This is a genomic window from Calditrichia bacterium (assembly GCA_020634975.1).
In the GTDB taxonomy this organism is placed as follows: Bacteria; Calditrichota; Calditrichia; order RBG-13-44-9; family J075; genus JACKAQ01.
In genome coordinates, this window is record JACKAQ010000006.1 from 1 (window position 1) to 20,112 (window position 20,112).

The window sequence follows — 20,112 nt, forward strand, 5'->3', positions numbered from 1 at the left end:
CAGGAGAGGGGCAGAGGGTGAGGTCCGAAATGAACGAATAATTCAATATTTTAAGCTTTGTTATTTCTCAAAATTACTCACGAACCAATAAATTCTCTGTGCCCCTCTTGCGGCTCCTGCCGAAGGCACCACTTCGTGGGTGGCTAAGTAACGTCAGTTAAATAACTTAACAACCCTGCTTTACCACCGGGCCTAACGCCCGGTGATACCTAACCCCGATCATTATCTACAACGCAATCGCCCGGACCTCCCGGTCCTCAAAAATGCCCAGATGCGAGCAGTAGCCGGTTTCCAGTTTGTATGGCGTTTGTTTGATAAAATCCGACCACGCATCGTTATGGTTGGTATCCTCCGAAATCAGCAATCCGTTGACAGCCATATGCGGGCGGATAGTGGTAAATTCAAAATTCATGTGCTCGTAGGTGTGCAGGCTGTCGTGATAAAAAATGTCCACTTTCGGTTGAATATCGCTTAAAAAGTTCGGCAGCGTTAGTTTTGCGTCGCCTTCGATAATCGTATAGCGATGCCGGAGGTGCTGCGGCACCATAAATCCCAATTGCTGATGATTTTTTGGCCAAAAATATTCATCGCCGGGAATTTTGTTGATGCCGATATCAAAGCTGTATAATTGCCCGCCGCCGTTTTTTTCCATCGCCGCCAGAATAAAACAGGCGCCAATGCCCCAGCGCGTGCCGGTTTCCACAAATATCTCCGGTTTTTTGGCGCGGACGATGCAATACAACGCCGTCCGGTCGATGCGCACGTATTTCTCGATCCCGATTTGCTGGATCACATCGTAACCGTCGTACGTGTGGTGCTGTAAATCCGGGATGTTCCGAATGGTGGATTCGATCAGTGAAAAGACCTTGTCATCGTGCATTTCCTGATAATAACCGCTGATTATTTCCGGGGTTGTGCCGGTAAGTTCGGCGAGGATGGCAAACAATGTTTCGTAATCGTAGGATTTTTTCTGCAACGTTTTCAAATAGGCACGTTGCTCGTACCAGGATACAGCGTATGTTTTATACAGATTCAGTTTACGGATAACACGGTCGGGCATTTAAGCTCTTTTAAGTTACAGTATTGTTAACAATAACGCTTGTTAAGCGTTGTAAATTCGGGTGATATGTTACAAAAGATTTGCATCAATCAAAAATTAAAAAATTGAGGAAATTTATAATCTTCGAAAAAAAAACCAGCCCGGTTGCCCGGGCTGGTTGGCAGGTTTAATCGGAATTATGCACCGAATTTTTTCAATTTGAGTGCATTGGCAAGCGACAACATGATCAGGTGTTTGGTGGCCATCCTGCCGATGTAGCCGCGCATGCAATATTTTTCGCCAAATTGGGTGACTTCATCCGGGCGGCAATTTTCCGACCACAAAAGGGTCGGCACCGGATGCCAACTGTGGTTTTTCAGTGCGGAGGGCGTGGAGTGGTCGCCGGTAACCACCAGCACATCCGGGTTCAGATCGCGCAATTTTGCCGCCCACGCATCGATTTCCTCGATGACATGCACTTTTTTCTCAAAATTGCCGTCTTCGCCGGTGCTGTCCGTTTTCTTGAAATGCACAAAAAAGAAGGTGTGCGAATCCCAATGTTCTTTTAATTGATTGAACATGGCGTCGTAGGTTTCCGGTTTTTTGGGGACATCCATCCCGACCAGCCGCGCCAGACCGCGATACATCGGGTATTGGGCGATTGCCACGGCGTTCAGCCCGTAACGCGCTTCCATCGATGGCGGGGGATCGAATTTGGCAAATCCGCGCGCCAAAACCATGTTGGCCGGATGATCATTTTTGAGCGTTTCCTGCACGCCCGATAAAAATTCTTTCACATATTTCACGGTTTTTTGCGATGCGGCATCTTCGCCGACCGGCGCTTTGGGTGTCAGCCCGGTTTGCTGCGGATCGGTATCGTTGATGTTGCCGCCAAGCCCGTCGCCGCGCAAAATAAATACCGCGCGATGCTCGGATTCGGTCAGCAGAGAATATTCCATGCCGTCGCTGAGCTTCACGTTCGCCTTGATTTTGGCAACCAGTTTTTCGTTCACATCGGTGGGAATCCGTCCGGCACGGCGATCGCTCACCTTGCCGTTGCTGTCCAGCGTGCAAAAATTCAGTCGTGCGGCAACATCGCGATCGGTCAGCTCAAAATCCACCCCGAGTGCGGAAAGCACACCGCGACCGATCAGGAATTCCAGCGGATCGTATCCGAACAGCGCCAGATGTCCCGGTCCGCTGCCCGGCGTAATGCCCGGCGAAACCGGATCGAGCATTCCGGTAATGCCTTCTGCGGCAAATTTGTCGAGGTTCGGGGTTTTGGCGGTTTCCAGTTCGGTTTTGTCGCCGCCCATCGGCAATCCGCCTAACCCGTCCATCACCAGATACACAATTTTTTTGTCATTTTTGGTAATCAGTTCGCTCAATATTTCCGGTTTCATTTTACCTCCCGGTTTAAAGAAATAGTGTTTTTTGTGGTTTAAACATCCGTTTTCAGGCGGGAAATATAATCAGTTTTGTTAATGATTTAAATGGAAATAAAAAGCTAATAAATAGCAGGCACCATTAAATTACATTTTACAGATGTAATTTTGTTTGGTCACTCTTGTTCCGTAAATCGGGATTTATTTTCCAACCACTTTAATCAAACTGTTCGCCTGAACAGTGCTGTTCAATTCCATACCGTTCAAAAGTGAGTGCAATTCCATTTTATCGGCGGCAACGCCGAAAGATTGCAACGTGCTTTCCAGCGTTCCGGTTTTGGCAACCGTTTTGATGCGAATGCGGTTCGGTTCCACATTTATTTTTTGGGGATTGGTGAGCCGGTTAAAGCCGCGCATGCAGTTTTCCATCGTGTCGCCGTAGCGCGAAAAATTGAGTTTGTTGCTCAATCCGTGAAACAGATACACCCGTCCCTCATATTCAATAAAATAGGAAACGACCCGCAGCACGCCGTCATTGGAATTGACATCCGAAACCAGCCGCACCGCATTCAGCGAATGCACCCGCATTGCGTCGTCCGAAACTTTTTGGGCGTTGGCTTGCGTGACAAAATTATCCGCAGCTGCGCGGGCGGTGTTTTGTTGCGCTAACTGGAATAAAATCACAGCGTTCTGGTCGCTGTTGGCGATCTGCACCTGCGATGGCGTGTTCACAACTTGCCAATCTGCCGGTACCGGAAACTGGAATTTCAACTCCGGGTGATAAAAAAATCCCTCCTCGGCGTAACCTTGCCGGGGATCATCGCCGAAAATCAGCCCGTCAATTTTGCGGAGATATTTCTCGCGATTGACTTCGTAATTGGCAGCGGGATTTTTGGCCTGCTGTTCCTGCGCCATCCGGGTGACGTTTTGGACGCGCTCGTCTGGCGCCGGGTGAGTGGAAAACCAGCCGGGCAAACCGCCGCTTTCGCCACCGCTCATTTTATCCAGCGTCCCGAAAAAATTTGCCATTTCTGTTGCATCGTATCCAAGTTTGGTCGAGTAATCCACGCCAAGCTGATCAGACTGCCGTTCGGCATCGCGACCGAATCGCAAAAACAGCAGCCCCAAACCGGCTTGCGCCAATCCGGCATATTTTGCAACATCCTCGGAAAGAATCGAGCCGACGCCCAACCCGATGGTGGCGATCTGCTGCTGGGAAATTTGTTTGGCAGAATGGCGTGCGGCAATATGCCCCACTTCGTGACCCATTACGCCAACCACTTCCGCTTCGTTGTTCAGATATGCCAAAATGCCGCGAGTGAAATACACATATCCGCCGGGAACCGCAAATGCGTTGATCACCGGAGAATCCAGCACTTTAAATTCATACGCCAATCCCGGGCGATCCGAAACTGTAGCGATCCGCTGCCCGATGTCGCTGATGTATGCGGCGATTTCCGCATCGTCGTAAACGCCATAAGTTGCAACTACTTGCGGGTCGTATTCTTTGCCCATGGAAATTTCCTGCTGTTCGGAAACCAGCATGAATTCCCGGTCGCCGGTTACCGGATTTGTGGCGCAGGAAATGGTAATCGCCAATATTATTGCCAAAAACCCCAACCCAAAATAGCGAAAACTACGGTTACGATTCATTTTGCTCCCAAAATATTGATGAATATTTTTTGTGTCGCTGCGATCCGATTTCCGTTGCAGCTTCTGTTTTTATATGCTGAGTAAATGCGATGGAAGCAGAGCTTCCAAAAAAACTGCATTGCGAAGCCGGAGCTTCGCAACGAGACCGCCAAGCCCGGGTATTATCTTTCCAAAATACGCGTTACGCGATCACTCAAAACTGGATATTCTCGTTCCAAAGCTACTGCTTTGGAACGCCTCCTTAAAAAATATAGAAAAAGTTGTTTACTGGTGCAACTTTTCCCGCAATTGCTCGCGATTGAGGATGATAATTTTGCCGCGCGCCAGCTCAATTGCGCCGTCATTTTCCCATTCTTCGAGAATCCGGCTGACCGGAACCCGCGACGACCCGAGTTCGCGCCCCAATTGCTCGTGAGTGATTTTCAGAATGCGCATATCCGCCGGAAAATGCGATAACAAATATTCCGCCAATCGCGCATCCAATCGTTGAAACGCTACTTTTTCAATCGTGTTCAAAATTTCGTTGAGACGGATGGTCATGTTTTCGAACAAATGTTTGCGCCACACATCGTACCGATCCACCCAATCGCGAATATCTGCTGCGGTTACCATCAGCAATTCAACATCGGTTTCCGCAATGGCGAACGCCGGAAACGGCGTTTGGGACAGCACGCCAAACGACGTTAAAATGCAGCTCTGATTGGGATTTACCCGATATAATGTAATTTCCCGTCCGGTATCGCCAAGTTTGAATACCCGAATAATTCCAGAGATCACCACAAAAAAGTAATGGCAAACCGCACCTTCCATCGCGAGCTGTGTGCCAGCGGAAAACTGTTTGTGGATCGCGGTCGATTCAAAAATCGCCTTCACTCGCGGATTGGCATTTTCGAGAATCGGTAAATATTTGCTGTCGTCATTCATTAGTAGCTTTCGATTTTTCTTAAGTTGAAACAGATTAACCAACGGGGCACTCAAAGTCAACACGGTTTGCGATTTTGCCGGAATTGCCGCTGCGTTTTCCCAAACTTAGCAGCCCTTTTACAATGATAAATTGTATCATTTTGAGACGGATTAATAAAATATGGTGTATCAACACCTCCGGATGATTTCAGTTAACTCATTTAATAACAAATATTAAAAGTGAAAATTTCGGGTTTGGCACAGTAGTTGTGCTATTTATGGGCATCGATAAGCCAAATATGTGAATTTTACGAAACGGAGGCTAAAATTATGAGAAAATCGGCTTTTTATACAGTAATTGTGATGATTCTTGTGTGCATTGTTACACAATCGAGTGTATTCGCCCAAACACGATTTGGTATCCGAACCGGCGTTTATACAGATGTTGAAGATGCGTTCATCGGCGGTGATTTGCTGATTCCATACACCAACCGGGTATACTTGAATCCCAATATTGAATATGTATTTGTTGATGAAGCAACGCTGATGACGCTGAATTTTGACGGCCATTACGATTTTCCGGCGAATCGCGGCACGCAATTTTGGGCTGGCGGCGGTTTGGGCGTTATCGTTGTAAATGGCGACGGCGATAACGACAGCAGCACAGATGTTGGCGTGAACCTGTTGGGTGGCGTCAGCTTTTTGACGCGATCGGTGCTGCCATATATTCAGGGAAAATTGATATTGTCAGATAATAACGAATTTGTGCTCGCATTCGGGTTGCGGTTCTGATGGAGCCAAATCATTGATAATTATAAACTTGATAACAATTTAGTTTTACAACAAAACACTACTCAACGGAGGAAATAAGTTATGCAAAGTATCAGTAAAATTATGGTTGTTCTTTTTGTTGCAATGGGAATTATGCTTTCTGCCTGCAGCGGAGAAAAAGAAAAACCGGACTTGCAATCGGAAATTGATAATAAAATCAATAAAATGGAGGAGCAGGTTCAGAAAGAAATCAACCGTTTGGATGAGCGGATTGCCGAACTCGGCGAAGCTGCTAACGAAGCGACGGAAGATGGCAAAGAAGCGATCGATCAGCAGATCGAAAATCTCGAATCGCTCAAAAGCGATCTCCAAAACGGCATCGCGCAATTGCGGATGGCAACCACCGAACAAATGGATGATGTTCGCCAAAGCCTGAACCAAACCATGAACGAAATTGACCGGATGCTGACCGTTAGCCAAATGGAAAATGAAAAAGAGAAGTCCTGAAATTGAGGAGCCAAATTATGAAAAAACTTATGTTTATGGTGCTCATTATTTGCTTTGCAGGCAGCTCCGGGGCTTTTGCACAGGGACTTTATTTTGGACCGCAGCTCGGATTTTTCAAATCGAAAGATTCGGATAACACCAACATTTTTGTCGGTGCTGCCGTTCGCCTGAAATCCGCCGGATCGTTTGGCGTCGAAGGATCTATCGGTTATCGGCAGGAGAAATTTTTCGACGAAACGGTAACGGTCAAAAATTGGCCCATTATGGTAACCGGACTGTTTTATCCAATTCCGATCGTTTACGGCGCGATGGGCGCAGGTTGGTATAACACCACCATCGAATACGATGACAATGTGCCCGGTGTCGATCTGGAGGATAACAGCGAAACATCGCAGGAATTCGGCTGGCATTTTGGCTTTGGCGCGGAACTGCCGGTTGGCGGAAAGACAAAACTCAGCACCGATATCCGCTATGTTTTCCTGAATTACGATTTCAATGCCGTGCCCGGAAGCGGTGATGTTAACAGCAATTTCTACATCATCAATGCCGGACTGATGTTCCGGCTTTAAAATACATACCTTGCCCATCCCGGAACTTTTTGCTTCGGGATGGGTTTTTTTATCGGACTTTGGCACAAAACGACGCAATTTTTGAACATCACTTGCACTGAACGCTCGTTAAACGGTATTATTGCGAAATGATGAAAAGAAAATGGGGAATTTTATGAATCACACATCTGAACCAAAAATGATTATCCGACGAAGCGACGAACGCGGTTTTGAAGATTTTGGCTGGACAGACAACTGGATGACTTTTTCCTTCGCTAATTATCACGATCCGGCTTGGATCAATTTTGGCCCGCTGCGGGTGATGGTGGAAAATCACATCCAGCCGCACTCGGGATTTCCGGCGCATCCGCACCGGGATGTTGAAATTGTCACCTACGTTGTTTCCGGAACGCTTACGCATGGCGACAGCTTCGGGCACAAAGCCGGCATTACTGCCGGAGAAATGCAGTTGATCAGCGCCGGAAGCCGGGGAATGATTCATTCGGAAGAAAATCTGCACGATGTTGTCGAGCACAATTATCAAATGTGGCTGATTCCCGAACGCACCGGAACGCAGTTCGAATATCATCAACTGAAATTTACGCCGGAAGAACGGCAGGGCAAATTTTGCATGTATGTGTCGCCGGACGGCGAAAACGGCAGCATGCCGATCAACACCAACGCTCGTATTTATGCCGGATTATTTTCCCCCGGCGATGAAGCTGTTCACGAACTCCGGGAAAATTATGGCGCATGGATTCAAATGGTATCTGGCGAAGCAACCATTTCCGGTGTTCAAATGCAGCAGGGCGACGGTATTGGCATCACCAACACCGCAAAAATCACGATGAATTTTTCAAAAAATAGTGAGGTGTTGCTATTTGATTTGGGAATGAACTCACGGTTGATCTGGCGATAAACTATTGAATAATATCAGCTTGAGCAACTGGACGACGTCAGCATTTTAAAATCTTGATGGTATTAGAGCATCTGTAAAGATTAAATTTTAAAAAGATGTTGCAGTATTAGATGTCTATACATATATTACCACTGTAAATAAAAAAACGAGGTTACAGTGGAACTGGAAAAAGAAATTCAACAAAGCAAATTCAAGAATGAATATCAAAAATTAATTTTGAATGTTCTTTACACCAGTGGCTGGCTGAGTTCGTTACAGACACAATACTTCAGGCCGTATAAAATATCAGTCCAGCAATACAATATTTTGCGAATTTTGCGGGGTCAATATCCAAATCCGGCTACCGTTAACTTGTTAAAAGACAGAATGTTGGATAAAATGTCCAACGCATCCCGGTTGGTAGAAAAGCTTCGGTTAAAAGGCTTAATCGAACGTCATCAATGCGAAAAAGATCGACGAGCGGTTGATGTTGTCATCACCGATAAAGGTTTGAATTTGCTCAAAGAACTCGATAGCGTTGTCGAACGTTGGGATGAGCTCTTCAGCCATGTGACCATCGAAGAAGCGAAAGAAACCAATCGGATTCTCGATAAAATGCGCGGATAATTTTTTTACTCACTTGTGTGTATAGACAATAAATACTTAGACATTTAGTGTAACAATTAATTTCAGAATTCATCAAACTTATGTTTAACGACATGCCGGAAAGCAAGAGCAGATTCGGCAAAAAATTTCGAAATGATTCAACAAACCATATAAAAGGAGACGTAACCATGAAGCAGTTAATCGTTTTAGCAGCAGTACTCGCAGGTTTTATTTGGGGATCAGCATTTGCCCAAACTTATAAAGTTGATGCCGAAAAAAGCGCTTTGGCGTGGACCGGTGAAAAAATTACCGGAAAACATCACGGCACTATTGCCATCAAAGATGGTGAACTGGTTCAGGATGGCGCCAAATTTTCCGGCGTTTTCAACATCGATATGAATTCGATTGTTAACGAAGATTTGGAAGGCGAATGGAATGACAAGCTCGTTGGTCACCTGAAATCGGACGACTTTTTCTCCGTTGCTAATCACCCGGTTGCAACCCTGAAAGTGAACAAAGTTGCTCCGTACAATCCCAAAGAAGGTGAAACAACCACTCACGTTGTTACCGGTGATCTGACCATCAAAGGTATCACCCACGAGATTTCATTTCCGGCAACCATCAGCTTTACAGATGAAGCGATGACAGCAAACGCGGCGTTTACCATCGACCGTACCAAATGGGATGTGCGCTTCCGCTCTGGCAGTTTTTTCGAAAATTTGGGTGACAAAATGATTTACGACGATATCAAATTCGATTTGACACTTGTCGCTGACAAATTGGCTGAAATGAGCATGAATAAATAAGTTGTAAAGTCTTTCATTTTGGGTTGAGAGATTATTCGTTTGGGCAATCCCTGGAGGTTGCCCAAACTTTTAAAATAGCAGTACTGTAGCAATATCGGTTCACCAAAACATTCCACACACATAACTGAAATAAAATAAAGGAGGTTATCCATGGATATCAAATCAATGGTAACAGAACTTAATGAAATGGTTTTGCAAGGCAAAGCTATGGAAGCATTTGAAAAATTTTATGCTGATGACGTAGTAATGCAGGAAAATAACAATCCCCCGACCGTTGGAAAAGATGCCAATCGCAAACGTGAAGAAGACTTTTTTGGCAGTATCACCGAATTTCGCGGGGCGAATGTAGTTGATGTCGCGGTGAACGAAGATACTGCATTCATTAAATGGCATTTCGATTACACTCACAAAGACTGGGGTGTGCGAAAATACGACCAGATTGCCGTCCAAAAATGGAAAAATGGCAAAATTGTGAACGAAACGTTCTATTACGGTGCCTGATTGATTTCCGAAAAAAAAGGCGGTATCTTTTTACCGCCTTTTTTATTGGGTTAATTTGTATTCATTATTTAATGGAGATTTGGCTATAGACACCATAACTCAAATTGCGTTAGGCGCGGCTGTCGGCGAAGCCGTTTTGGGCAAAAAAGTTGGCAATAAAGCCATGCTGTGGGGTGCCGTTGGCGGCACTATTCCCGATCTGGATGTGTTGGCAAACCCGTTTATTTCGGGTGTTGCACAGTTGGGTTTTCACCGGGGATTTTCCCATTCATTTGTATTCGCGATACTGTTTGCGCCAGTGTTCGGTTGGCTCATTTATAAATATTATCGCGGTGCCGGTGCTCGCTGGCGTGATTGGAGTTGGCTGGCATTCTGGAGCATTGTAACGCATCCGATTCTCGATTGGTTTACGATGTACGGCACGCAATTGCTCCAGCCATTCAGCGATTATCCGGCGGCAATCGGCTCCATTTTTATCATCGATCCGGTGTACACCATACCATTGATTATCGCAGCATTCTGGATTCGGCGCTTGCCAAATGACGCAAAATTGCGACGAAAAATAAATATCGCATCTCTCGCATTTACAACAGGTTATCTGCTGTTGGGAGTTGCCATTAAGTTTCATGTGGAGGCAACATTTGCCGATTCGCTGAAAGCGCAAAATATTAAATATGAACGCATTTTTAGCAACCCGACACCATTCAATATCATTTTGTGGATGGCCATTGCGGATGACGGGAATGGCCAGTGGGTCGGTTTGTACTCGCTGCTGGATGATGACGACAACATCCGTTTTCAATATGTGCCGAAAAATGAGGCGCAAATTTCAGCCGCAATAGATCAGCCTGCGCTCCAAAAATTACTCTGGTTTTCGCGGGGATTTTACACGATAACCCAAAGCGATAACACATTGTATTTTAACGATATACGGTTTGGCAGATCAGATATGTGGCTGGATGATAAAGGCAGCTATATTTTCAGCTTCCGGCTGATTGAAGATTCGCAACCACCGGCAATGTACCGGGATATCGAACGGCAGACGCCCGGATTTGATGCTCGCGCTGAAAATTTCGCGCGGCTATTTAAACGCATTTCGGGCGATAAATCCGTGGAACAATCCAGCGCCGGGAAAATGTCGAGCAACACCAAAAATGATTAAATTAGGCTGCCGATTCCTCAACCAACGATTTCGAGCCGGTTCTGGCGACAACCATTTCCACCAGCAACAGCACAAATGCAGCGATCAACAAATATCGCCACAATTCCTGCCCGAAACGGCTGCTCTGCACTTGATCGGCGATCGGGGTGTCACTCGCCAGCAAACGACTGCCGGGGAACAGCGCCGGCAATTCATCGCTAAAATAGCGGGCATCGGATTCCGCCGGCCACGGATTGACGGACAGCGCAGCGATTTGCCGGTCGTTGTGTTGCAGCCGGTAATTGCCGGGCAGCGCAGTTTCGGCAAATTCGATGAGCACATTGGAGCCGCGAAATTCGGGTGTCAGCCGCACATCGGTTTCCTGCGACAGCGACATCCGGAATTCATACGGCGCTTCGAGGTTGGAAAACTGGCTCTGGTAAATTTCACCGGTGCGGATTTCCTGCCGGTCACTGATTTTACGCGTGCCCGCAAAATACACCAATCGATACAGCAGCGGCACCACAAATCCTTTGGTGGGCAACTGATTCCATTGCGGCTGCATCGGGCTGCTGATAAAATAAATCACCCCTTTATTGAGATTGCTTTCCAGCAACAGTGGCGACCGGTCGCTGAGTTGCAGTAAATCCTGCGATTGCTGCGATGCATTCACCCGGAAATTCGCATACACTTCGATTGGGTTGAGCTGCCCGGGTTTTTCCTCGAACAATCCCTCAAAAACCGGGTGATTCCAGCGAAAATTATCGATTGTCAAAAATTGTTCGACACTGCCGGGCGAACCCTGCAATTCGCCGAGTTTACCGAGCGAAAACTGCTCCAGCAAACGGTTGTATTGCGGCGGAACGATGCGGTCACCGGGCAACACAATTGCACCGCCACCCTGCTCGACAAACGATTTCAACCGGGAAACCAACGTTTCCGGCAACTGGTCGAGCCCTTCTAAAATGATCACATCATATTCCAGAAAATTGCGGCTGCTCCAGTTTGCGGCAAGTTCCCGCTGATAACCGAAAACACCGCGATCGATTGCCGGGTTGAGAATCAGCGGCAGAAAACTACGAAAATCACCGCTCGGCGTGATGTGCAGCAGTTGCACCCTTTTTGGAACGTAAAAATTGAAATAGCGCCGGTTATCCTCTTGCAAAGCATCGCTTTCGGTTTCGATGAAACCGTTCACAAATCCGTTTTCCGCCAAAGTCAGTTGAAATTGAACTTCTTTCAATTCGTTGGGCGCGATGCTCACTTGCTGCTGCGCAACGCGATTGTTGTTCAAACTGACCGATGCCAAAGTGTTCAAATGATTTTCCGGATGATGATTCCGGAAATACGCTTTGATGCGCAGCGGCTGGTTAATTTCCACCAACCGGTTGACAACCGTAACGCTGTCGATGGAAATATTTTCTGCATTGGGGTGGGGGATATTCAATAAAAATGGCTGGATTTCGGCATTCTCCGGTTGCCCGAACAGCTCCGTCAGGTTGCGGGCATCGATGCCGCTTTGCTGAAAATCGCTGATCACATACAGCTCTTTTGTGGCGAAAACAGATTGATCGAGCAGCGAAATTGCCTGTGAAATGGCGCTGTTCAAATCGGTTTTCAGATAATTGGGTTGCAATTTCTGGATCGAACGCTCCCAAACGCCGCTCTCGAACGGCTCCTGTTTGATCAGCGTTGCGGCTGGTGCGGTTGATTGGATCACCGTGATCCGGTCACCGGCCCGGAAAGCATCCTGCAAGCTGTTGAACCGGGTGCGAAGCTCGTCCAGCAATGTGCCGCTCAACCGTGCTTCGCTGAGACTCATGCTGTTATCCAGCACAATTACCGCCTCGATATTGCTGCGCTCGCTGAGCAATCCGCCGCTGCCGCTTTGCAACGTGGGGCGGGCAAACGCCAGCACCAGCAACAAAATAATTGCCGTGCGAATGAGCAACAACAGCAACTGCCGGATGCGCAAATTGCGCATTTGCTTTTTTTCCATTTGTTTTAAAAACTGGATGGTGCTGAACGGGATCCGTTTGATTTTCCGGCGATTCAACAGATGGATCAGCAACGGAATGGCTGCGGCTGCCAGCGCATACAAAATCAGGGGATTTAAAAAACTCAGGCGATACTCCTTTGCAGTTGTGCGTTTCCGGCGGAAAATATACGAAAATCGAACCGGCTTCGCATCCTTTTTCCAACGGAATAACCTATTGTTTTGTTATCCTTTACGATCGAGCCCAAACGGAAGTTCACGGATAATTGCCAATTGGTTTTTTTTCGTGAATCTGACGGTTTTTTTGGTTATAATTATTTTTCGTTAGTGGCAAAAAACAGGAGAATTGTTGTGAAAATAGGGATCAGAAACGGATTTGGAATGTCGATTGCGCTGTTGGCAGCAGCGTTTTTTTTCGTAAATGCGAACGCACAACCCTCTTTGGAAATTTACCGGAAAGTGGCGATTTCAATCAATAATAGCGCGGATTTTTCGGTGCTTTCCGGCGACGGATTGATTTTTGACCACATTCACTCGAAACGCAACATATCGGGCGGTTGGGAAATTGAAGCGATACTCAATCCGCAGGAATTTGAAATTCTGCAAAACAGCGGATTGAATTACACGGTTTTGGTCGGCGATATGGCCGCGGAAATTCGCAATCGCGAGCCGCTCAGCGCGGCGGAAAAACAGCGCATCCGTTCGGAAAGCGGCATTCAGGGATTCGGTTTCGGCAGCATGGGCGGATTTTACACATACGCGGAAGTTGTCGCGGAGCTCGATTCCATGCGGTTGAATTATCCCAATTTGGTTGGTGAAAAATTTTCCATCGGACAAACAATTGAAGGGCGCGATATCTGGGCAATCAAAATTTCCGATAATCCAGATATCGACGAAGCAGAGCCGGAAGTTTTATACGACGCACTGCACCACGCCCGCGAACCGCAGGGCATGATGACGCTTTTCTATTTTATGTATCACTTGCTCGAAAATTACGATGTCAATCCGGAAATTGGCTATTTGGTGAATAACCGCGAACTGTTTTTTATCCCGGTGATGAACCCGGATGGCTATGTGTACAACCAAACCACGAATCCCAACGGTGGTGGATTTTGGCGAAAAAATCGCCGGAACAACGGCAGCAGTTTTGGCGTCGATTTGAATCGGAATTACGGCTACGAATGGGGATACGATAACGATGGCTCCAGCCCAAATCCCGGCAGCGACAGCTATCGCGGCACCGCGCCGTTTTCCGAACCGGAAACGCAGGCATATCGCGATTTTGTGCTCTCGCGGGATATCCGGCTCGATTTATCGTATCACACGTACAGCAACGTGCTGATTTATCCCTTTGGCTACAAAGAGCGTTTTCTCACCCCGGATTCGCTGTTATTTATCGAATACGGCAAAGAAATGACCCGGGTAAATAACTATTCCTTCGGCACCGTTTTTGAAACACTCGGTTATGTGGCAAACGGCGGCACGTTCGATTGGCTGTACGGCGAGCAAGCCTTGAAGGGTAAAATGATCAGTTTTAGCCCGGAAGTGGGCAGCAGTCTGGATGGCTTTTGGCCAAGCCAATCGCGGATTTATCCGTTGGCGATCGAAAATTTGTCTGCAAATATGTTTTTGGCGTGGATGGGCGGCAGTTTTGTGATGCCCAAAAATGCGACTGTCAGCGAAGTGGAATCCGGCGATGGCTTTTTTGAACGCGGCGAGGAAATCGCGATTGTCATCGGATTGCAGAACGCCGGATTAGACAGCAGCGCCGAGATCAGTTATCAAATTGAACCGGCAGACGAATTTTTGCAGATAATTTCCGGTGGCAGCGGTTCCGTAACCGGATTAGGTGCCCGTTCTGTGGCTGCATCGGACACGGTTTTTGCCCAAATTAATCCCGAAACGCCGCCGGGTTACACGCCGCAACTGGCTGTTTCGATCACGGAAAACGGATTGACGCGAACGGATACGCTGCGAAATATGTTCAACGTCGGTGTGCCGATTGCCCTGTTCAGCAACAGCGCGGAAGATGGCTTGCTCGGCTGGAATCCCGGCAACTGGGGATTGACCGGCAACACTTACGTTAGCCCGCTGAACAGCTTTACAGATAGCCCCTCCGGATCATATCCTTCGAATGTAAATAATGCGTTTACGTTACAGTTTCCCATCAATTTGTCCGGTGTAACTTCAGCATTTTTAGAATATTACACAAAATGGGATATCGAACCCGGATACGATTTTGCACAAGTCAAAATTTCCACAAACGGCACCAGTTGGCAGCCGCTCAGCGCACCGAATATGGTCCCCGGCAGCGGTGATGGCGTTCAGACTACCGGTGAACCGGGCTATCATTCTGTTCAAAGTCAGTGGATAAAAGAGTCGATCGACATCAGTGATTATGCCGGCGAAAGCTCCGTTTATTTGCGATTTGTGATCGAAAGCGACGGTTTTGTGGAAGGCGACGGCTGGTATCTCGATGATATTCAGGTGCTCAGCTACACCACGACTGTCGGCGTTGAGCAAGTTGATGAAACAGCGCCAAACGCATTTTCGCTGGATGCCAATTATCCAAATCCGTTCAACCCGGAAACCGCGATTCAGTACGCTGTGGCAACGCCATCGCAGGTGAAGCTAACGGTATACAACATGCTCGGCGAGCGAGTTGCGACATTGCTGGACGAACGCCAATCGTCGGGAACATACGTTGTGAATTGGAATGCCGGACAGTTTGCCAGCGGTGTGTATCTGGTTCGCATGCAGGCGGGTGCGTTCGCCAAATCGATCAAAATTGTGTTGAATAAATAAAGTATTTTAGCCACGGAGCCAGAGCAAAAAAATCAACCAAATTACACCTCGTTCCAGGCTCCAGCCTGGAACGCCTTTTTTAATAAAATGTGATTTTGTGGCAAAAAATCAACAATTAGTAAACATAAAATTGTTACCCCAAACAGGACTTCCCGGCGCGAATTGATCATTCTCAACACCCTTTTTCCGGTTTTTGCAGTGATTGGATTGGGCGTTTTGCTGAAACGCTACCAACTGACATCGGAAGCATTTCTGAAAACGGCTGACCGGCTGGTTTATTTTATTTTTTATCCGGCGCTGTTGTTTTGGAAAATTGGTGGTGCAACGGAAGTGGTTAACCCGGCGCTGTCAATTGCGGCGCTGATTACGGTGTTGGTGATGTTTGCCATCAGCGCAATCGCTATCAAAATATTCGGGATAACTGCGTTTCAGGCGGGTTCGTTTTCGCAAAGCTGCTACCGGTTCAATTCGTATGTGGGAATGGCGGTGGTTTTCAACGCCATCGGCGAAAGCGGCATGCGCGAACTCGGCATTTTGATTGGTGTAGTGATTCCGGTGGTCAACGTTTTTGCGGTTGCCACGCTCATTTGGTTTAATGGGCAATCGATCAGTCACGCCAAACGGCTGCAATTTACCATTCAGGCGGTCATCACCAACCCGTTGATTCTCAGCTGTATTGCCGGTTTTGGCTATTCGCGAATGGCGAACGGTTTTCCGGAATTTCTGGATAACACGCTGCAAATGATGGCGACAATTTCCCTGCCGCTTGCGCTGATTTCCATCGGCGGTGCACTGTCTTTCGATAGCATTCGCCAATACACGCGCATTTCCGCAGTCGCAACGGTGATCAAATTATTGATTTTTCCGGTGATCGGTTTTTACGCGTTGCAGTGGTTTCACATCACCGGCGAGGCATTCAAAGTCGGGATGATTTTTTTCGCACTGCCCACATCAACGGCTATTTATGTGCTGTCCTCGCAGCTCAACAGCGATACGCAACTGGCTTCCGCCGCAATTGTGCTATCGACAATTATTTCCTTTTTTTCCCTCTCGATTGTTTTGCTAATGTGATGCGCATCCCGTAATTTCTCATGAAATCAAATACGAAACGGAGATCAAAATGATCAGAAATACAGTGCTGGTTTTTTTGCTGATGTTTATGGCAATACATCATTTAAATTATGCGATTGCACAGGATGGTTCGCCAAAATCCAATGTTGAAACCGCCGATATCCGCGCTGCGGAAAAGCTGATCGGGCTGAAGCTAACCGAAGCTGAACGCGATTCGATGCTCGACGGCATTCGCGAAAATGCCGACAAATATGAGGATATCCGCAGTGTGAATCTGTCGAACAGCGTGTGGCCGGCGATGATGTTCAACCCGATTCCCGTCGGTAAATCGTTCGATAGCGAGCAAATTCCATTTCAAATTGATCGCCCGGAAAATGTGCGGCGTCCGGCAAATCTGGAAGATGTCGCATTTTGGTCAATTCCCGAATTGGCGGAGATGATTCGCACCCGGCAAGTCACATCGCTGGAACTCACCCAAATGTATCTCGCGCGATTGAAAAAATATGGTCCGAAGCTCGAATGCGTGATCACACTGACCGAAAATTTGGCGCTGGCGCAGGCAAAACGTGCAGATGCGGAAATCGCCGAAGGCAACTATCGCGGGATGCTGCATGGCATCCCGTATGGCGCAAAAGATTTGCTGGCGGTAAAAGGCTACAAAACCACCTGGGGCGCGATGCCGTTCAAAGATCAGGAATTTGATACGGATGCCACGGTTATTCAAAAATTGGAAGCCGCCGGTGCGGTGCTCGTCGCGAAACTGACGATGGGCGCTTTGGCGTGGGGCGATGTCTGGTTTGGCGGGAAAACCCGCAATCCGTGGAATATTGAGCAGGGCAGCAGCGGTTCCTCTGCCGGCTCCGGCTCGGCAACCAGCGCTGGCTTGGTGGCGTTCGCTATCGGGACGGAAACGTGGGGCAGCATTGTGAGTCCCGCGTCCCGCAACCGAATATCCGGTTTGCGTCCGACCTACGGACGAGTGAGCCGCACCGGCGCAATGGCGCTCAGTTGGTCGATGGACAAAATTGGCCCGCTGTGCCGCAGTACAGAGGATTGCGCGATCGTTTTCAACGCAATTCTGGGACCGGACGGGCAGGACCAAACGCTGCATGATTTGCCGTTCAATTATCGTTCGGATTTCGATGTCAGACAGCTCCGGCTCGGCTATCTGAAAAGCGAATTTGAAAATGCTGATTCCGTCAGCCAGCCATTTTTGCAAGCTGCGCTGGATAATTTTTCAGAAATGGGTTACGAATTGATTCCGATCGAATTGCCGGATTTACCCGTCTGGGATTTGTCGATCATCCTCGGCGCGGAGGCTGCCGCCGCATTCGATGCGCTCACGCGTTCCAACGATGACGATCTGCTGGTTCGTCAAATCAAAAACGCCTGGCCGAACGAATTCCGCACATCGCGATTTATTCCGGCGGTGGAATATATCAACGCCAACCGCATCCGCTATTTGTGGATTCAGGAAATGGCCGCGTTGTTCGAGACGGTTGATGCATATATTTCACCCAGTTTTGGCGAAAATTTGCTGATTACCAATCTGACCGGCCATCCCTGCGTTGTGGTGCCGAACGGCGCGGCAGAGCAGAGCATCAGCTTTACCGGCAATTTGTTCGACGAAGCGACGATTCTGGCGCTCGCGAAACAATATCAGCAGGCAACGGGTTTTCACAAGTTGCATCCGGATTTATCCGGGTTAGGTGAATAACATCGCAGAAATTTTGAAAAAAATTACAATTGGAAACTATTGATCTACTTCATAAGCCCCGACGTTTGCTGTTATAAATTTACTCCGTATTTAATGTCGTAAATGAAAGCTACGTTGGGGTTTAGGGGTAAACCCTCCGTTTACTTTCATGGTAACATAAGGTATTGTTTTTAAGCAATTTGAACAGTTGGTTCGATGGAGTAACTTTTTCTCCGGATGATATTTTTATAAATAATACTAATTCACTATGGAGGGTTTATCATGTCCCAAACGACATCCCAAAAATTGCAGGCGATTCTCAAAAATTTTCAATCCAGCACGCCGGATATCGAAGGTGTAGCTGTTGCAAGTGACGACGGATTGGTGATCGCGTCCCGTTTACCGGAAGATGTTGAAGAAGATCGCGTTGGTGCAATGAGTGCGGCAATTTTGTCGCTCGGCGAACGCAGCTCAGACGAGCTTAATCGCGGCGATGTAAAGCAAGTGCTCGTCAAAGGCGAAAACGGATATGTGGTGTTGATGAACGTTGGCAGCGAATCTGTGCTCATCACCATGACCACCGAAAACGTAAAACTGGGGCTATTGTTTCTGGAACTGAAACGTGCCGCAGAAGAATTGCGCAAAGCGCTGTAATGGTTGAACCGGTATTTCCGGAGGCAACCCGCAAATCGCGTTGCCTCCTTTTCTTTTGCTAAACGAACGATCACCCGATCCGCGAGGACACATGTTTGAAATTTTGAAAACGCTGGTGAAAACCACCGGCTTATCCAAACGCGATTTTACAGTGCTCACAGAAGCCGCCACCACGCTCGAAGTTTGGGGTCCGGAAGTCGCGGATATTTTTTACGACAGCATTTTGGCGCATCAACCGACCGCAAATCTCATTCAACCGGAAGAAAAAGAACGACACAGAGAACAATTGCTCAACTGGTATTGTCAACTGTTTACGGATGATTTCAGCAAAACATTCTGGCGGGCGCAATGGCTGGTTGGGCTGGTGCATGTCAAACGGAATATTCCCATCCACACCGTGATTGCCGGAATGAGCCGCATCCAACTGTATTTTTTGGCCAAATGTTTGCACGAATTTGAGCCGGATTACGCCCGTATTGTATACGGCGCATTCAAAAGACTCACAGATGTGGTTACCGGATTATTTGTCGAAGGATTTTTTGAAACCTATTTTGAAGCTTTCCGCAAAACCTCAGGAATCAAACAAAAAGTGATTCACAATATGGTGCAAATGGAGCTGAATAAATTGATTGAACACGACAGGCAGCAGCTCCAACAATTGTTCAAAAAGGAACAGACCGGTAACTAAACCGGAAAAGTTGTACCAGTACGAATGAAACGAAATAAAATGAACAAAATAGCAACCTTTCAAAGCCGGTTAGAAAAAGAATTAAAAACGCTGATGACCGAAGGTAACCTGCTCGGCGCGGCATTAATGGACCAAACCGGATTACTGATTGCCGCCAGTGGCGATACCGAATTCATGCAAACCGCCGAACTGAGCGCCTGGCTGAGCATGTTGGCGCAGGATCGATTGCAGGGTTTGCGCATCGATGAAACGACATTTGTCATCGAAAACCGGCTGCGGCTGGTGAACCGGTTGTTTGGCATCGGGCAGCGGCGGTTTGTGATGTTGCTGATGTTGCGCCCGGATCAGCCGTATCACTACCTTTCCGATCGCGCAATTACAACGATGAGCGAATTGTTAACGCAACGTTATCCAAAAAAACTACTCTAAATCGAGGGAAATCAA

General features: G+C 47.5%; 19 protein-coding genes. 14 read left to right on the forward strand and 5 right to left on the reverse strand.

Annotation, left to right across the window (positions count from 1 at the left end):
- Positions 1 to 226: 226 nt before the first annotated feature.
- The 4 genes from H6629_22315 to H6629_22330 form a co-directional block, all read right to left on the reverse strand.
- Positions 227 to 1,060: a class I SAM-dependent methyltransferase gene (locus H6629_22315; GenBank protein MCB9070518.1), complete on the reverse strand. Its 834-nt coding sequence runs from the start codon at positions 1,058 to 1,060 to the stop codon at positions 227 to 229.
- Positions 1,061 to 1,236: 176 nt separating this feature from the next.
- Positions 1,237 to 2,442 carry a 2,3-bisphosphoglycerate-independent phosphoglycerate mutase gene (locus H6629_22320; protein ID MCB9070519.1) on the reverse strand — a complete coding sequence of 402 codons (1,206 nt, stop codon included), beginning with the start codon at positions 2,440 to 2,442 and terminating at the stop codon, positions 1,237 to 1,239.
- Between the two features lie 183 nt (positions 2,443 to 2,625).
- Positions 2,626 to 3,969: a M48 family metalloprotease gene (locus tag H6629_22325; GenBank protein ID MCB9070520.1), complete on the reverse strand. Its 1,344-nt coding sequence runs from the start codon at positions 3,967 to 3,969 to the stop codon at positions 2,626 to 2,628.
- Between the two features lie 372 nt (positions 3,970 to 4,341).
- Positions 4,342 to 5,001 (reverse strand): Crp/Fnr family transcriptional regulator, encoded by a 660-nt coding sequence (locus H6629_22330; GenBank protein ID MCB9070521.1) that lies wholly within the window; start codon positions 4,999 to 5,001, stop codon positions 4,342 to 4,344.
- Between the two features lie 309 nt (positions 5,002 to 5,310).
- On the opposite strand from H6629_22330, the gene H6629_22335 reads away from it, so the two are divergent.
- The 8 genes from H6629_22335 to H6629_22370 all read left to right on the forward strand — a co-directional run bounded on the left by H6629_22335 (position 5,311) and on the right by H6629_22370 (position 10,779).
- Positions 5,311 to 5,772, forward strand: a complete 462-nt coding sequence (locus H6629_22335; GenBank protein ID MCB9070522.1) for a hypothetical protein — start codon at positions 5,311 to 5,313, stop codon at positions 5,770 to 5,772.
- Positions 5,773 to 5,853: 81 nt separating this feature from the next.
- Positions 5,854 to 6,258 carry a hypothetical protein gene (locus tag H6629_22340; GenBank protein ID MCB9070523.1) on the forward strand — a complete coding sequence of 135 codons (405 nt, stop codon included), beginning with the start codon at positions 5,854 to 5,856 and terminating at the stop codon, positions 6,256 to 6,258.
- 17 nt (positions 6,259 to 6,275) lie between these two features.
- Entirely contained in the window at positions 6,276 to 6,827 is a 552-nt protein-coding gene (locus H6629_22345; protein MCB9070524.1) for an outer membrane beta-barrel protein, read from the forward strand.
- Positions 6,828 to 6,981: 154 nt separating this feature from the next.
- Positions 6,982 to 7,725: a pirin family protein gene (locus H6629_22350; GenBank protein MCB9070525.1), complete on the forward strand. Its 744-nt coding sequence runs from the start codon at positions 6,982 to 6,984 to the stop codon at positions 7,723 to 7,725.
- 156 nt (positions 7,726 to 7,881) lie between these two features.
- The gene (locus tag H6629_22355) at positions 7,882 to 8,331 is read left to right on the forward strand and encodes a MarR family transcriptional regulator (GenBank protein MCB9070526.1); all 450 of its coding nucleotides are present in this window, start codon (positions 7,882 to 7,884) and stop codon (positions 8,329 to 8,331) included.
- Positions 8,332 to 8,498: 167 nt separating this feature from the next.
- Complete coding sequence (locus H6629_22360; protein ID MCB9070527.1) at positions 8,499 to 9,116, forward strand: YceI family protein; 618 nt, start codon at positions 8,499 to 8,501, stop codon at positions 9,114 to 9,116.
- Between the two features lie 150 nt (positions 9,117 to 9,266).
- A complete protein-coding gene (locus tag H6629_22365; protein ID MCB9070528.1) occupies positions 9,267 to 9,617 on the forward strand; it encodes a nuclear transport factor 2 family protein in 351 nt (116 codons plus the stop codon).
- A 79-nt stretch (positions 9,618 to 9,696) separates the two neighbouring features.
- A complete protein-coding gene (locus H6629_22370; GenBank protein ID MCB9070529.1) occupies positions 9,697 to 10,779 on the forward strand; it encodes a metal-dependent hydrolase in 1,083 nt (360 codons plus the stop codon).
- Between the two features lies 1 nt (position 10,780).
- Here H6629_22370 and H6629_22375 read toward each other — a convergent pair whose 3' ends face one another.
- Positions 10,781 to 12,859 carry a BatA domain-containing protein gene (locus tag H6629_22375; protein MCB9070530.1) on the reverse strand — a complete coding sequence of 693 codons (2,079 nt, stop codon included), beginning with the start codon at positions 12,857 to 12,859 and terminating at the stop codon, positions 10,781 to 10,783.
- A 246-nt stretch (positions 12,860 to 13,105) separates the two neighbouring features.
- Between H6629_22375 and H6629_22380 the strand changes: the two genes are divergently transcribed.
- The 6 genes from H6629_22380 (at position 13,106) to H6629_22405 (ending at position 20,097) form a co-directional block, all read left to right on the forward strand.
- Positions 13,106 to 15,559: an immune inhibitor A gene (locus H6629_22380; protein ID MCB9070531.1), complete on the forward strand. Its 2,454-nt coding sequence runs from the start codon at positions 13,106 to 13,108 to the stop codon at positions 15,557 to 15,559.
- Positions 15,560 to 15,721: 162 nt separating this feature from the next.
- The gene (locus H6629_22385; GenBank protein MCB9070532.1) at positions 15,722 to 16,630 is read left to right on the forward strand and encodes an AEC family transporter; all 909 of its coding nucleotides are present in this window, start codon (positions 15,722 to 15,724) and stop codon (positions 16,628 to 16,630) included.
- Between the two features lie 82 nt (positions 16,631 to 16,712).
- Entirely contained in the window at positions 16,713 to 18,347 is a 1,635-nt protein-coding gene (locus tag H6629_22390) for an amidase (protein MCB9070533.1), read from the forward strand.
- A gap of 261 nt (positions 18,348 to 18,608) precedes the next feature.
- A complete protein-coding gene (locus H6629_22395; GenBank protein ID MCB9070534.1) occupies positions 18,609 to 18,980 on the forward strand; it encodes a roadblock/LC7 domain-containing protein in 372 nt (123 codons plus the stop codon).
- Positions 18,981 to 19,071: 91 nt separating this feature from the next.
- The gene (locus H6629_22400; protein MCB9070535.1) at positions 19,072 to 19,668 is read left to right on the forward strand and encodes a hypothetical protein; all 597 of its coding nucleotides are present in this window, start codon (positions 19,072 to 19,074) and stop codon (positions 19,666 to 19,668) included.
- Between the two features lie 24 nt (positions 19,669 to 19,692).
- Positions 19,693 to 20,097, forward strand: a complete 405-nt coding sequence (locus tag H6629_22405; protein MCB9070536.1) for a hypothetical protein — start codon at positions 19,693 to 19,695, stop codon at positions 20,095 to 20,097.
- Positions 20,098 to 20,112: the final 15 nt, after the last annotated feature.

Coding starts and splice junctions, on each gene's coding strand:
- H6629_22315 (MCB9070518.1), bottom strand. CDS start 1,060: ATGCCCGACCGTGTTATCCGTAAACTGAATCTGTATAAAACATACGCT.
- H6629_22320 (MCB9070519.1), bottom strand. CDS start 2,442: ATGAAACCGGAAATATTGAGCGAACTGATTACCAAAAATGACAAAAAA.
- H6629_22325 (MCB9070520.1), bottom strand. CDS start 3,969: ATGCTGGTTTCCGAACAGCAGGAAATTTCCATGGGCAAAGAATACGAC.
- H6629_22330 (MCB9070521.1), bottom strand. CDS start 5,001: ATGAATGACGACAGCAAATATTTACCGATTCTCGAAAATGCCAATCCG.
- H6629_22335 (MCB9070522.1), top strand. CDS start 5,311: ATGAGAAAATCGGCTTTTTATACAGTAATTGTGATGATTCTTGTGTGC.
- H6629_22340 (MCB9070523.1), top strand. CDS start 5,854: ATGCAAAGTATCAGTAAAATTATGGTTGTTCTTTTTGTTGCAATGGGA.
- H6629_22345 (MCB9070524.1), top strand. CDS start 6,276: ATGAAAAAACTTATGTTTATGGTGCTCATTATTTGCTTTGCAGGCAGC.
- H6629_22350 (MCB9070525.1), top strand. CDS start 6,982: ATGAATCACACATCTGAACCAAAAATGATTATCCGACGAAGCGACGAA.
- H6629_22360 (MCB9070527.1), top strand. CDS start 8,499: ATGAAGCAGTTAATCGTTTTAGCAGCAGTACTCGCAGGTTTTATTTGG.
- H6629_22365 (MCB9070528.1), top strand. CDS start 9,267: ATGGATATCAAATCAATGGTAACAGAACTTAATGAAATGGTTTTGCAA.
- H6629_22390 (MCB9070533.1), top strand. CDS start 16,713: ATGTTTATGGCAATACATCATTTAAATTATGCGATTGCACAGGATGGT.
- H6629_22395 (MCB9070534.1), top strand. CDS start 18,609: ATGTCCCAAACGACATCCCAAAAATTGCAGGCGATTCTCAAAAATTTT.
- H6629_22400 (MCB9070535.1), top strand. CDS start 19,072: ATGTTTGAAATTTTGAAAACGCTGGTGAAAACCACCGGCTTATCCAAA.
- H6629_22405 (MCB9070536.1), top strand. CDS start 19,693: ATGAAACGAAATAAAATGAACAAAATAGCAACCTTTCAAAGCCGGTTA.